This is a genomic window from Brevundimonas goettingensis, assembly GCF_017487405.1.
Lineage (GTDB): Bacteria > Pseudomonadota > Alphaproteobacteria > Caulobacterales > Caulobacteraceae > Brevundimonas > Brevundimonas goettingensis.
In genome coordinates, this window is sequence record NZ_CP062222.1 from 1798459 (window position 1) to 1811517 (window position 13059).

Sequence of the window (13059 nt, forward strand, 5' to 3'; positions counted from 1 at the left end):
GACCGACCAAAGGGAAACATCCCGGCCTGCGCCGGATCCAGGGATCAGGCGATCACCCCCGGCGCTCACACGTCGGCCCTTTCCTCGGTTTCCAGGCGCACCCCATGCAAGCTCGTTCTTCCCGCACCCTTCTTCTGGCCTTCGCCTCCGCCGGCGCGATGCTGGCCTGCCCGCTCGTGGCCTCCGCGCAAACCGCCCCGGCGGCGCCGCAGGATGACGCCTCTACCGTCGAGGAAGTGGTCGTCACCGGCACCCGGGTCGCGGGCCGTTCGCGCCTGGACACCGTCGCTCCCGTAGATGTGATCTCGGGCGAGACCCTGCAGCGTTCGGGTACGGGCACCGAGCTGGCCGCCTCCCTGGCCGCCGCCGCCCCCTCCATCAGCTTCCCCCGCCCGGCCATCTCGGACGGTTCGGACCATGTGCGTCCGGCCACCCTGCGCGGTCTCGCTCCCGACCAGACCCTGGTTCTGATCAACGGCGTGCGCGGGCACATCGCGGCCCTGCTCAACGTCAACGGCGCGATCGGTCGCGGCTCGACGGCGTTCGACCTGAACACCATTCCGACCGTCACCCTGGGATCGACCGAAGTCCTGCGCGACGGCGCCTCGGCCCAGTACGGCTCCGAAGCCATCGCCGGTGTGATCAACCTGCGTCTGCGCGAGGCCAACCACGGCGGCGGCCTGACCCTGAACTACGGCGTCTATGACACCGACTTCGACACGGCCCGCGGCTCGCACAGCCGCCACGACGGCGAGACGACCTCGGTCGCCGGCTGGGTCGGCCTGCCCCTCGGCTCGGAAGGCTTCCTGACAGTGTCGGGCGAGCTGCAGCAGCGCGACCCGACAAACCGCTCGGACTACGCCGCCCCGGCGGCGGTCAACGGCGGCTCGTCGACCACGGTCCTGGCCCGGTTCGGCGATCCGAAGCTGAAGTCCGGCTCGATCTGGTACAACGCCGGCACGCCCCTGTCGGCGGGCTGGGAGGCCTACAGCTTCGGCGGCTACCAGCACCGCTACTCCCAATCGGCCGCCACGGCGCGTCCGTACAATGACGCCCGCAACGTCACCGCCATCTATCCGAACGGCTTCACCCCCGTGATCGGCGCCGAGATCGACGACTACAACCTGTATGGCGGCATCAAGGGCCAGGCGGCCGGCTTCGACGTCGACCTGTCGGTGGGCTGGGGCCGCAACGAGCTGACCTATACGGTCCTGAACTCCCTCAACGCATCCTATGGCGCGGCGTCCAAGACCTTCTTCCAGGCCGGCGGTCTCGACTACGACCAGCTGACCGTGGGCCTAGACGCGGTCAAGCCGATCGAGCTGGGCCTCTATGAGCCGCTCAACCTGGCCGTCGGCGCGGAATACCGTCGCGAAACCTTCGGCATGACGCCCGGCGAGGCCGCCTCCTACAACAAGGGGCCGCTGAACGCCGCCCTGGGCTCGCAAGGTTTCCCCGGCTTCAGCCCCTCAACCGCCATCGACGTGGATCGCCACAACTGGGCCGTCTACGCCGACCTGGAAGGCAAGTTCACCGAACAGTTCACCTTGGGCGGCGCGGTCCGGTACGAAGACTACTCCGACTTCGGCGACACCCTGACGGGCAAGCTGTCGGCGCGTTACGACGTCAACCCATTCTTCGCCCTGCGCGGCGCGATCTCGACCGGCTTCAAGGCGCCGGCGCTCCAACAGCAGTACTTCAGCTACACCTCGACCAATCTGGTGACCACGACGGCCGGCACCTCGCTGATCGAGGCCGGCACCTTCCGGGTGAACTCGCCGACCGCCATCGCTTTGGGCGCCAAGCCGCTTGAGCCTGAAATGTCGACCAACTTCTCGGGCGGCTTCGTGCTGCGCAAGGGCGGCTTCGAGCTGACGGTCGACGCCTACCGCATCGATATCCAGGACCGGATCGTCTACTCCGAGAACCTCGGCGGGACCGGGTCGCGCGACGGCCAGTCGGCGGCGACGGCGGCGGCGATCAATGCCTATCTGACCTCGGCCTTCGGCATCAGCGCCGCCCGCTTCTTCCTGAACGGCGTCGACACCTCGACCAGCGGCGTGGACGTGGTGGGCCGCTACCGCATGCCCACCGACAGCTGGGGCCGCTTCGACTTCACGGTCGCGGCGAACTTCAACTCCACGGAGATCACCCGCACCCCGTCCAACCCGACGATCTCCATCCCGGGCGGGGCCACGATCACCACCACCCCGGGCTTCCTGTTCGACCGCGCCAACGTCCTGGCCTTCGAGGAGGGCACGCCGGAACAAAAGATCCTCGGCAGCGTCGACTGGACCTACGGCGGCTTCGGCGTCACGGCCAAGGCGACCTATTACGACAGCGTCCTGATCGCCAACAACGCGTCCAGCCTCGACTATTCGACCGGCTACGCGACCCTGCTGGATCTGGAAGGCCGCTATCAGCTGCCGTGGGGCGTCGCCGCCGCGGTGGGGGTCAACAACCTGACCGACGAATATCCGATCTTCACCCCGGCCGCGATCAACGGCACGACCGGGTCGGTGGGCTTCCCGCAGTACTCGCCCTACGGCTTCAACGGGCGCTTCTTCTACGGCCGGCTGAGCTACAGCTTCTAGGCCGCTCGCGGCACGGACGAGGGCGGCGCGGGGAGCGATCCCCGCGCCGCTTCCGTTTTGGCCTTGCGCAGGTCATTGTTTCGCCACCGGAGCCCCGCCAAGCTTGGCCTTAGGAACAAGGGGAAAGATCATGTTCAAGCGCGTCGCCATCCTCGCTGTCGCCGTCAGCCTGATCGCCACGGCCGCCAGCGCCATGACGGTGCAGGAGTTCCTGACGACCGCCAGCCGCATCCCCCAGAACCCCACCGCCCTGCTGCGCTCCGACACCCGCCGGCTGATGAACGAATTCAAGGGCGGCATGCAGACCGTACGCGCCGAACAGACCGCCGATCGCGCCGCCGGACGTCGCCCCGCGACCTGCATGCCCGAGAAGGTCAGCTTCAACGTCAATGAGATCCTGGGCCGCTTCAACGCCATCCCGGCGGCGCGCCGCGGCCAGATCAGCGTGACCCAGGCGTTGCGCGAATGGATGGCCGACCGCTATCCCTGCCCGGCATAAGGGCTCTTCCTTAAGGCTTGCCGCAAGGATCCTTCCTTTGGAAAGCTCCGTTCCCTGACAGGATTGGATATTTTCACCCTGTCCCCAGAAGGGCTTGGGTTGTCCACGGATGCGGGGGCGACCGAGCATGTCGCAGGGGCGTGCGACGGGTAAGGCGTTAACACAATGAACGCTTACACCCCCTTCCCCGATACGGTCGCCGTCCCGTCCCTGCCGCACAACCTCGAGGTCGAGCAGGCGCTGCTCGGCGCGCTGATGTTCGACAACGCCATCTTCGAGCGGCTGTCCGACCGGCTGCGGGGCACGCATTTCTACGAGCCCTTCCATCAGCGGCTCTATGACGCCATCGAGGACCACATCCGCCAGGGGATGCTGGCCGAGCCGACCATCCTGATGGAGCGGTTCAAACAGGACCCGGCCTTCGCCGAGTTCGGCGGGCTGCGCTATCTGGCCGACCTGATGGACCGGGCGCCTCCGGGGGCCAATGCGCCGGACTATGCGCGCGTCGTCTACGATCTGGCCCTGCGCCGCGACCTGATCCGCATCGGCGGCGATATGATCAAGGACGCGCCGGATCCGGAGACCGCGGCCATCGACAAGATCGAACAGGCCGAACTGACCCTCTACTCCCTGGCCGAGAGCGGGGCACCCTCGTCCGGTTTCGTCAGCTTTTCCCACGCCTTGGCCGGCGCCGTTCAGATGGCGGGCGAAGCCTATCAGCGCGAAGGCAAGCTGGCGGGTCTGGCCACCCATCTGGACGACCTCGATTCCAAGCTGGGCGGCATGCACCCGTCCGACCTTCTGATCCTCGCGGGCCGTCCGTCGATGGGCAAGACGGCGCTGGCGACCAACATCGCCTTCAACGTGGCCCGAAACTACCGTTGGGAGCCGACCCCCGACGGCCGCAAGACCGTGTCCGGCGGCGTCGTCGCCTTCTATTCGCTGGAAATGAGCGCCGAACAGCTGGCCATGCGGATCCTGGCCGACGCCTCAGGCGTGTCGTCCGACAAGCTCCGCAAGGGCGAGATCGACGCTTCGGACTTCGGCCGCATCCGCGACGCGGCCATCGAGATCGGCGAAAGCCCCCTCTACATCGACGCCACCGGCGGTCTGGCCATTTCCAAACTGGCCGCCCGCGCCCGCCGCCTGAAGCGGATGGAACAGGGCCTCGACCTGATCATCGTCGACTATCTTCAGCTGATCACCGTCGGCGAGGGCAACGGCAACAAGAACCGGGTGCAGGAAGTCTCCGAGATCACTGGCGGCCTGAAGGCCCTGGCCAAGGAGCTGAACGTCCCGATCATCGCCCTGTCGCAGCTGTCGCGTCAGGTCGAGCAGCGCGAGGACAAGCGGCCCCAGTTGTCCGACCTGCGGGAATCGGGCTCGATCGAGCAGGACGCCGACTGCGTGATGTTCGTGTACCGTGAGAGCTATTATCTGGGCCGGACCGAGCCGCGTGAGGGCACCGAGGAGCACCTCAAGTGGCAGGAGGACATGGATGTCCTGCAGCACCAGGCCGAAGTCGTCATCGGCAAGCAGCGCCACGGCCCCATCGGCATCGTGAAACTGAGCTTCGACGCTGACACCACCCGCTTCGGCAACCTGGCTAAGGGCTATGGCTCAAGCTTCGGCGACATTCCGGAGTGATGACGGCCGCGACTTACGGCATAAGGCGCCCATGCACGCCCCTGCCCGCCTGACCGTCGACCTCAACGCCCTCGCGCGGAACTACCAGACCCTCGGCCGGGTCAGCGGCCTGCCGGTTCAGCCGGTGGTCAAGGCGGACGGCTATGGGCTGGGCGCCGCGGCCGTGGCGACGCGGCTGATGGCCGAGGGGGCGCGAACCTTCTTCGTGGCGCGCGGAACCGAGGGGATCGCCCTGCGCGAGGCTCTGGGTCCTGAGGCGGTCATCTATGTTCTGGACGGCTGTCACGGCGATCAGGCGGCGACGCTGAAGGCGGCGGGGATCCGACCCGTGATCAATCATGGACAGCAGCAGGCGGCCTGGACGGCGGTCGGCGGCGGCCCTTGCGGCCTGCAGATCGACACCGGCATGAACCGGCTCGGCTTCCGCCCCGAGGACGCGCCCGAGCCATTCGAGGGGCTGGAGCTTGTCATGACCCATCTGGCCTGCGCCGACGAGCCGTCCGAGCCGATGAATACCCGCCAGCGCGACGCCTTCGCCGCCGCCACTCTGAAATATCCCGGCGTCACACGGTCCTTCGCCAACTCCAGCGGCTGCTTCCTGGGGCCGGAATTCCGGTTCGACGTCGTGCGGCCGGGCATCGGCCTCTATGGCGGCGGCCCCGAGGCGAAGGCCGACCCGCGCATCGCCGCGGTCGCCACCCTGACCGCCGAAGTGCTCCAGACCCGCGACGTGCCCGCAGGTGAAAGCGTCGGCTATTCGCGCGGTTTCATCGCCGAGACGCCCGTGCGGGTCGCCACCTGCGCCACCGGCTATGCTGACGGCCTGATCCGCGCGACCGGCACCAGCGGCTCCGGCCAGGTCTGGGTTCATGGCGAGACGCGCCGTATCCTCGGCCGGGTGTCGATGGATGTCATCGCGGTCGACATCACCGGGCTCGACGTCGCCGTCGGCGATTCCATCGAACTGTTCGGCGCGAACCGCCTCGTGGACGATGCGGCGAAGGCGGCGGGGACGATCAGCTATGAGATGCTGACCTCGGTCATGCCCCGTGTGCCGCGCGCCTATATCGGCTAGTCGGCCAAGAAGGGCGTCAGTTCCGGACGCACCCCACCTACAGCCCCCTGCCCGATCTCGACCGACTCCTGTAAGCCGGTCGTATGGCGAGAGACGGTGCGATCTATGTGTGTCAATCCTGCGGGGCGGTGCACGGCAAATGGGCGGGGCAGTGCAACGCCTGCAATCAGTGGAACGTCATCGTCGAGGAGAGCCGTGCGGCCCCTCCCGGCGCGCTGAAGCCCGTCAGCGCTTCGAAAACACGCGGCCTGCAGTTCGAATCCCTGATGTCGGAGACGCCGGAGCCGGCGCGCATCATCACTGGGGTGACCGAATTCGACCGCGTCTGCGGCGGCGGGGTGGTGCCGGGCTCCGCCCTGCTGCTGTCCGGCGACCCGGGCGTCGGCAAGTCGACCCTGCTGCTGGACGTCGCGGGCCGCGCGGCCCTCGCGGGCGTGAAAGTGGCCTATATCTCGGGCGAGGAGGCGATTGAGCAGATCCGCTCGCGCGCCAAGCGGATGGGACTGGAGAAGGCGCCGGTGGCCCTGGCCTCGGCGACAGCGCTCCGCGACATCCTCGGCACCCTGAAGCGCGAGAAGTTCGACATCGTCATCGTCGATTCCGTCCAGACACTTTGGTCCGACGCCCATGAGGCCGGGCCGGGCTCGGTGACCCAGGTCCGGGCCTGCGCCGGGGAGCTGGTGCGCATGGCCAAGGCGGGCGGTCCCGCCGTTGTCCTCGTGGGCCACGTCACCAAGGACGGTCAGGTGGCCGGTCCGCGCGTGGTCGAACATATGGTCGACGCCGTCCTGAGCTTCGAGGGCGAGCGCGGCTATCCGTTCCGCATCCTGCGCGCCGGCAAGAACCGCTTCGGCGCCACCGACGAGATCGGCGTCTTCGAGATGGGCGACACCGGCCTGCGCGAGGTGTCCAATCCCTCGGCCCTGTTCCTCGGCGAGGGCAAGGAGCGGGCCCCTGGCGCCGCCGTCTTCGCCGGGATCGAGGGCTCACGGCCGGTGCTGGTCGAGATCCAGGCCCTGGTCGCCCCCTCGGCCTACGGCACGCCGCGCCGCGCGGTGATCGGCTGGGAGACGGGACGTCTGGCCATGGTTCTGGCCGTGCTGGAGGCCCGCTGCGGAATCGGCTTCGGCAATCAGGACGTCTATCTGAACGTCGCCGGGGGGTTGAGGATCAACGAGCCCGCGGCCGATCTGGCGGCGGCGGCGGCCCTGATCAGCTCCGCGACCGGCGTGCCCCTGCCCCAGGGCTGCGTCGTCTTCGGCGAGATCAGCCTGTCGGGCGAGATCCGCGCCGTCGGCCGCGCGGAAGCCCGGCTGCGCGAAGCTCAGAAACTGGGCTTCGATCACGTCCTGTCCCACCCCCTGACGGTCAAGGGGGATGGCGTTCTGGTCACAGGCGTCAGCCGATTGACGGAAGCGGTCGAACGAATCTCGGAAAACCGCTATTAGGTCAGCGTGCCTGTTGAGGATCGCCCGCTTACGTGACCGGCTTTGACGCCTTCGCCATCCTGGTCATCCTCGCCTCGGCCGCCGCCGGTTGGGTGCGCGGGGCCACGCGCGAGCTGATCACTCTGCTCAGCTTCGTGCTGGCGGCCTTCCTGGCCCTGGTCAGCCTGCCCCTGACCTCGCGGATCGGGCGGGCCCTGATCAATCCGGACTGGGCCGGGACCATCTTCGCCGCCGTCGCCGCCTTCCTGATCATCTATTTCGGCATCCGCATCTTCGGCTCGATGCTGTCGAAGCGGGCTCAGGCCCATCCGACGCTCGGCGGCGTGGATCGTATCCTCGGCGTCTTCGTCGGCGCCGGCCGGTCGCTGGTGCTGCTGGGGGCCATCCATCTGGTCATCGTCGCCGCCATGCCGGGCGACAGGACGCCCCAGTGGCTGAAGGAGGCCGCGTTGCGCCCGGTCAGCGCCGCCGCCGCCCGCGCCATCCAGTTCATCCTGCCCGGCATCGGCCGGGGGGCGGACGCGCTTTCGCCGGTCGTCGATTCCTCTGTCCGCAGAGGATTTTCCGACGATGGCGCCTTGCGTAAGCCCCAAACAGGCAATACTTCGCCCGACGCCGCCGCCCCCTGAATTTCCCGCTATCATCGGAGCCCCACGATGAGCAGCCTTGATCACGTTATCTCCGCTCCGGTCGTTCACCGCGAGCACCATCGAGACGCGGATGACGACCATCCGCGTCTGGAATGCGGCGTCTGCGGCGTCTGGGGCGCATCCAATGACGAGGCCTCCTCCATCGTGGCGCTGGGCCTGCACGCCCTGCAGCATCGCGGTCAGGAAGCCTGCGGCATCGCCGCGGTCAAGGAAGCCCGTTTCCACACCGAGCGTCACATGGGCCACGTCGGCGAGGCCTTCGGCGGCTCGGACCTGAAGGAGAGGATGCCCGGGCCCGCGGCCGTGGGCCACACCCGCTACTCCACTGCAGGCGGCAGCTTCCTGCGCAATATCCAGCCGATGTTCGCTGACCTGGACCAGGGCGGCATCGCCATCGCCCACAACGGCAACCTGACCAATTTCCACTATCTGCGGAACCAGCTGGTCGGCGAGGGATCGATCTTCCAGTCCACCTCGGACTCCGAGGTCATCCTCCACCTCATCGCCCGCAGCCGTAAGGCCAAGATCGTCGACCGCTTCATCGACGCCCTGGCCCGGATCGAGGGCGGCTACGCCCTTGTCGCCCAGACCCGCACCAAGATGATCGGCGCCCGCGACCCGCTGGGCATTCGCCCGCTGGTGCTGGGCCAGGTCGGCGAGGCTTGGGTGCTGGCGTCCGAGACCTGCGCGCTGGACACCATCGGCGCGACCTTCGTGCGCGACGTCGAGCATGGCGAGGTCATCGTCATCGACCATGAGGGCCTGCGCTCAATCAAGCCCTTCCCGGCGCGGGCCGCCCGTCCCTGCCTGTTCGAATACGTCTACTTCTCCCGCCCCGACAGCGTCGTGAACGGCCGCTCGGTCTATGGCGTGCGCAAGCGCATGGGCCACGGCCTGGCCCTGGAGCATGGCGTGGAAGCCGATGTGGTCGTGCCGGTGCCCGACTCCGGCGTCCCCGCGGCTCTCGGCTATGCCGAGCAGAGCGGCATCCCCTATGAGATGGGCATCATCCGCAGCCACTATCTGGGCCGCACCTTCATCCAGCCCAGCCAAGGCGCCCGACAGAAGGGCGTGGCCATGAAGCACAGCCCCAACCGGGCCGTGATCGAAGGCAAGCGCGTCGTTCTGATCGACGACTCTATCGTGCGCGGCACAACCTCGGTGAAGCTGGTCCGCGCGGTGCGCGAGGCCGGTGCGACCGAGGTTCACCTGCGCTCGGCCAGCCCGCCGATCCTCTATCCCGACTTCTACGGTATCGACATGCCCGAGCGGGACCAACTGATCGCCGCCAACAAGACCATGGAAGAGATGCGCGAGATGCTGGAGGTCGACTCGCTGGGCTTCCTGTCGGTCGACGGTCTCTACAAGGCCATGGGCGAGACGGGCCGCAACAGCGCCCACCCGCAGTTCACCGACCACTATTTCACCGGCGACTACCCCACCCGTCTGGTGGACCGGGAAATCGAGGAAGGCGGCCGCGACGCCGTCGGTCGGCAACTTTCGCTGCTGGTGAGCGCTTAGGTCCTGCAAGCTTAAGCACAGGACGCCCATGGCCCAGGTTCAGCTCGGCTATTTCACGCTCGACACCGCCGACATCGGCAAGGCCAAGGCCTTTTACAGCGGCCTGTTCGGCTGGAGCTTCGACGGGGACGCGTCCAAGTCGACCTATGCCCATGTCGCCGACAGCGACCCCGCCTTCGGCTTCGTGAAGGCCGAGCACCCGGCCAGTGAGACCAACCTCTATTTCAAGGTGCCCGACATCACGGCCGCCTGCGCCCGCGTCGTCGAACTGGGCGGGAAGGCCGCTATTCCGGCGGAGAGCGCCACCGGCCTGTCCTGCACGGTCTGCGACGACCAAGGCTTCAGCTTCAGCCTCTGGCAGCCTGGGCCGGGGTTCTGACTTTCGCCTGAAGCGCCGCCGCGCTATCAGCGCGCCATGACTTTTGCCCAGCCCCTGAAAGACCGTATCGCCCTGGTTGTAGGGGCTTCGCGCGGGATCGGCTATGAGAGCGCTCTCGCCCTCGCCTGCGCCGGTGCCCACGTCGTCGCCACGGCCCGGACGCAGGGCGGGCTGGAAGAGCTGGACGACCATATCTTCCGCGAGACGGGTCGACACGCGACCCTCGTTCCGTTCGATCTGGTTGACGGCGGCGGCATCGATCGGCTGGGCGGCGCCATCTTCGAGCGGTTCGGCAAGCTGGACATCTGGGTCAATGCGGCGGCCACCCTCGGGGCCGCCGGCCTGACGCCCGTGGCCCATCTTGACCCGCGCGGCTGGGCCAAGATCGAGAAGACCAATTTCACCTCGGTCTTCCGCCTGATCCGCTCGCTGGAGCCGCTGCTGCGCCTGTCGGACGCCGGTCGCGTGATCCACCTGACCTCCAGCCTGGCGACCACGCCACGCGCCTTCTGGGGCGCCTATGCCGCGACCAAGGCGGGCGCCGAGGCCATGATGAAGGCCTGGGCCGACGAGATCGAATCCACGCCGATGCGGGTCTCGGTCCTCGATCCCGGACGGATGCGCACCGCCATGCGCGGTCAGGCCTTCCCCGGCGAGGATCCCGAGACCGTGCCGCACCCGTCGGAGCTCGCCCCCCTGATCGTCGAACTGGCGCGCCCCGACCTGACGCCGCCCCTGACCGTCTCCTTCAAGGAATGGCGCGAGGGGATTTCGGGCGAGGCCCTGGTCTAGGCCGACCTTCGTCACGTCAGGCCGCCGTTCGTCCCACGGGACTGGGCGCAGGCGAGTCGGCGGGTCACGGGTCAGGCATGACCCTTCCCGATCCCTTCCTCCCGCTTTTGATCGTCCACATCAGCACGGGCCTCGGCGCCGTCGTGGTCGGCGCCCTGCCCATCCTGACCCGCAAGGGCTCGCGCCTGCACAGGCTCTCTGGCCGGGTCTTCGCCGTCCTGATGTCCACGCTTCTGGTCTGCGCCTGGGGGATGACGGCGCTGAGGCCGAACGCCTATTTCCTCGCCCTGTCCTCGGCCGCGTCGCTGGGGCTGTTCTCTGGGTTGCGGGTGCTGGGGCGAAAGCGGCCCGACCTGCGCGCCTCGGATCGCGCCCAACCCATCGACTGGATCGCCACCCTGGGCGCCGTCGGGATCGGGCTGTTCAGCGTCTGGCTGGCTCTGACCGGCCATCAGGACACGCCGCCCCAGATCCTGATCGCCCTAGCCTATGGGTCGCTGTCGATCGGCGGCTGGGACCTGTGGCGGTTCGCGCGCCCCACGGACTGGCCCTTTAGCCCCGAACTGTGGACCTATGAGCATCTCTGGAAGATGGTGGGCGCCTATAGCGCGGTGCTGTCGGCCTTTTCCGGCAATTTCCTGACCTTCATTCCCTCGCCCTGGAGCGCCCTTTGGCCGACGGTCGTCTTCCAGTCGCTGAGCCTGATCTGGCTGGTCAGCCTGCTGGTTCGCAAGCGTCGGGTTCCCGTCCCGGCATGAGGCCCCGCCTGCGATTGAAAGCCCTGCCCTTCCCGGCCCTGATGGCCGGTCTGGCGCTCTACAGCTACGGCGCCACGGCGGTGTCGGCGGCGTGGTTCCTCAGGCGCGACTTCGGCCTCGACGTCACGGAGTCCATCGGCTGGGCGGCGCTCCTGTTCTCGCCCTGGGTGGCGGTCGGGGTGATGGTCTGGGCGATCCTCAGCCTGCTAGGCGACCGGGCGAAGAGCATGGGAATCCTGGCGATCCTCATCGTTCCCATCGTGCCCCTCGCCGCCCTGATATCGACCGGCATCGATCAGGCCATGCGCCATGCCGACTGGTCCTGGGGCGAGATAGCCGCCCGCGCCATCGACCGGCTGCCGGTCGCCATCCTGCTCTACACCGCCCTCGCCGCCGCCGGACTGGCCGCGGCCTGGTGGCGACGCACCGACCTCCAGCGTCGCGAGATGGAAGCGCTCCGGGCCGCTCTAGACGCCGTCCGCACCGAACAGGCCATCGCCGCCCGCGCGCCGGATGCGCCCACGCCCCTGATCGTCTCGGTCGGACGCGGGCGGGCCCCGGTTCTGCCCGCCGAGATCGAATGGGTGTCCTCGGCCGGAAACTACGCCGTCGTTCACTGGCGCGATCAGGAGGGGCTGCTGCGCGAGCCCTTGCAGCAGTTGGAGGCGCGGCTGGCGCCGGCCGGCTTCGCCCGCGTCCACCGCTCGACCCTGATCAATCTGGCCCATGTCGCCGAACTGAGGCCGCTGGCCGACGGCGCCTGGCGCGCCACCCTCGACAGCGGCGCGGAACTGGTGATCAGCCGGAGCTATCGCGACGCCGTCCTCAGACGCCTTGGTCGAAGCTGATCAGCGAAGCGGCACCCGCATGGCTAGGATCTCGCGGCTGGAGCGCGTGATGCCGTACAGCATGCCCGGCGTGCTCTCGTCCCAGTCGATGGCCTGACCCTCGGCCTCCATGCCGTAGGTCTCGATGTGCTCCAGCACCCCGCCACCGTTGGGAATGGCGACGACATAGAGCTCCGGCAGGTCGTGACCGCTCAAATAGAGCCGCCCGTCCGGCCCCCAGCCGCCGCCGGAGATGCTCATCGGCGTGATCCGGTCGAGAATCGAGGCCGGCAGGGCCCAGGCCTCGAGCCGGCGCCACTGGTCGTCGAACTTGACCAGGGTGGTGTGGCGATGATCGCGCGGCGCCTCGCCGCCCCGACCGTCATAGTTGGCGAACATGGCCCACCAGAAGCCGTCGTGCCGCTCCACCCAGGTCACTGACCCGGTCCCGAGGCCCAGGGCCACGCTGCGGATGTGGTGCAGGTCCACGGGATCGAAGAATTCCACCGTCGAGACGTGCGGGACCGCCGGATAGTTGGAGCTGGCGCAGACCAGCTGGGCCTCAATCAGGGTGCAGGAGTTGATGTGCGGATAGCGGCTGCGCTCCCCCACCCACTCGGCCTTCTTCTCGCCCGTGGCCTTGTCGAAGCGGGCCAGGGTGAAGTTGGACACGGCATAGACGTCGTTCGGCCCCACGGCGACGCCCTGGCTGGCGTGGGCGTCGTAGCGGCGCAGTGTCTCCGCCTGACCCGCGAGCGGGATGGGCGGATGCTGCGGGGCGGCCGGAGCAGGAACGGCCGCCTGCACAGGAGCCGCTTGCGCGGCTCCGGACAAGGCCAAGGCGAACAAGGCCGAAACGATCATCGTCC

General features: G+C 68.2%; 12 protein-coding genes. 11 read left to right on the forward strand and 1 reads right to left on the reverse strand.

The genetic code is table 11. The features are described 5' to 3' along the window. Positions 1–104 precede the first annotated feature (104 nt). The 11 genes from IFJ75_RS08935 to IFJ75_RS08985 all read left to right on the forward strand — a co-directional run bounded on the left by IFJ75_RS08935 (position 105) and on the right by IFJ75_RS08985 (position 12211). Positions 105–2594 carry a TonB-dependent receptor plug domain-containing protein gene (locus IFJ75_RS08935; RefSeq protein ID WP_207932222.1) on the forward strand — a complete coding sequence of 830 codons (2490 nt, stop codon included), beginning with the start codon at positions 105–107 and terminating at the stop codon, positions 2592–2594. Positions 2595–2724: 130 nt separating this feature from the next. Continuing rightward, on the forward strand, positions 2725–3093 hold the full coding sequence (locus IFJ75_RS08940) for a hypothetical protein (protein WP_207932223.1): 369 nt from the start codon (positions 2725–2727) through the stop codon (positions 3091–3093). Positions 3094–3258: 165 nt separating this feature from the next. Beyond that, complete coding sequence (locus IFJ75_RS08945) at positions 3259–4740, forward strand: replicative DNA helicase (RefSeq protein ID WP_207932224.1); 1482 nt, start codon at positions 3259–3261, stop codon at positions 4738–4740. Between the two features lie 31 nt (positions 4741–4771). After that, a complete protein-coding gene (alr, locus tag IFJ75_RS08950) occupies positions 4772–5815 on the forward strand; it encodes an alanine racemase (RefSeq protein ID WP_207932225.1) in 1044 nt (347 codons plus the stop codon). 83 nt (positions 5816–5898) lie between these two features. Beyond that, entirely contained in the window at positions 5899–7263 is a 1365-nt protein-coding gene (gene radA / locus IFJ75_RS08955) for a DNA repair protein RadA (RefSeq protein ID WP_207932226.1), read from the forward strand. Positions 7264–7295: 32 nt separating this feature from the next. After that, a complete protein-coding gene (locus IFJ75_RS08960; RefSeq protein ID WP_207932227.1) occupies positions 7296–7892 on the forward strand; it encodes a CvpA family protein in 597 nt (198 codons plus the stop codon). Positions 7893–7919: 27 nt separating this feature from the next. Beyond that, positions 7920–9434, forward strand: a complete 1515-nt coding sequence (gene purF, locus IFJ75_RS08965; RefSeq protein WP_207932228.1) for an amidophosphoribosyltransferase — start codon at positions 7920–7922, stop codon at positions 9432–9434. Positions 9435–9462: 28 nt separating this feature from the next. Further along, positions 9463–9813, forward strand: a complete 351-nt coding sequence (locus IFJ75_RS08970; RefSeq protein ID WP_207932229.1) for a VOC family protein — start codon at positions 9463–9465, stop codon at positions 9811–9813. Between the two features lie 36 nt (positions 9814–9849). Next, positions 9850–10605: an SDR family NAD(P)-dependent oxidoreductase gene (locus IFJ75_RS08975; RefSeq protein ID WP_207932230.1), complete on the forward strand. Its 756-nt coding sequence runs from the start codon at positions 9850–9852 to the stop codon at positions 10603–10605. A 77-nt stretch (positions 10606–10682) separates the two neighbouring features. Then, positions 10683–11363, forward strand: coding sequence for a DUF2306 domain-containing protein (locus IFJ75_RS08980; RefSeq protein WP_207932231.1), 681 nt, complete (start codon positions 10683–10685; stop codon positions 11361–11363). Further along, positions 11360–12211, forward strand: coding sequence for a LytR/AlgR family response regulator transcription factor (locus tag IFJ75_RS08985; protein WP_207932232.1), 852 nt, complete (start codon positions 11360–11362; stop codon positions 12209–12211). Before IFJ75_RS08980 ends, IFJ75_RS08985 begins: the two co-directional genes overlap by 4 nt. Here the strand turns inward: IFJ75_RS08985 and IFJ75_RS08990 are convergent, their stop codons facing one another. Beyond that, a complete protein-coding gene (locus IFJ75_RS08990) occupies positions 12212–13054 on the reverse strand; it encodes a hypothetical protein (RefSeq protein ID WP_207932233.1) in 843 nt (280 codons plus the stop codon). Positions 13055–13059 lie beyond the last annotated feature (5 nt).

Bases quoted from the DNA above. Each gene is read 5' to 3' on its own strand.
- IFJ75_RS08970 (WP_207932229.1), top strand. From the start codon at position 9,463: ATGGCCCAGGTTCAGCTCGGCTATTTCACGCTCGACACCGCCGACATC.
- IFJ75_RS08945 (WP_207932224.1), top strand. From the start codon at position 3,259: ATGAACGCTTACACCCCCTTCCCCGATACGGTCGCCGTCCCGTCCCTG.
- IFJ75_RS08980 (WP_207932231.1), top strand. From the start codon at position 10,683: ATGACCCTTCCCGATCCCTTCCTCCCGCTTTTGATCGTCCACATCAGC.
- radA (WP_207932226.1), top strand. From the start codon at position 5,899: ATGGCGAGAGACGGTGCGATCTATGTGTGTCAATCCTGCGGGGCGGTG.
- alr (WP_207932225.1), top strand. From the start codon at position 4,772: ATGCACGCCCCTGCCCGCCTGACCGTCGACCTCAACGCCCTCGCGCGG.
- IFJ75_RS08990 (WP_207932233.1), bottom strand. From the start codon at position 13,054: ATGATCGTTTCGGCCTTGTTCGCCTTGGCCTTGTCCGGAGCCGCGCAA.
- IFJ75_RS08985 (WP_207932232.1), top strand. From the start codon at position 11,360: ATGAGGCCCCGCCTGCGATTGAAAGCCCTGCCCTTCCCGGCCCTGATG.
- IFJ75_RS08940 (WP_207932223.1), top strand. From the start codon at position 2,725: ATGTTCAAGCGCGTCGCCATCCTCGCTGTCGCCGTCAGCCTGATCGCC.
- purF (WP_207932228.1), top strand. From the start codon at position 7,920: ATGAGCAGCCTTGATCACGTTATCTCCGCTCCGGTCGTTCACCGCGAG.
- IFJ75_RS08975 (WP_207932230.1), top strand. From the start codon at position 9,850: ATGACTTTTGCCCAGCCCCTGAAAGACCGTATCGCCCTGGTTGTAGGG.
- IFJ75_RS08935 (WP_207932222.1), top strand. From the start codon at position 105: ATGCAAGCTCGTTCTTCCCGCACCCTTCTTCTGGCCTTCGCCTCCGCC.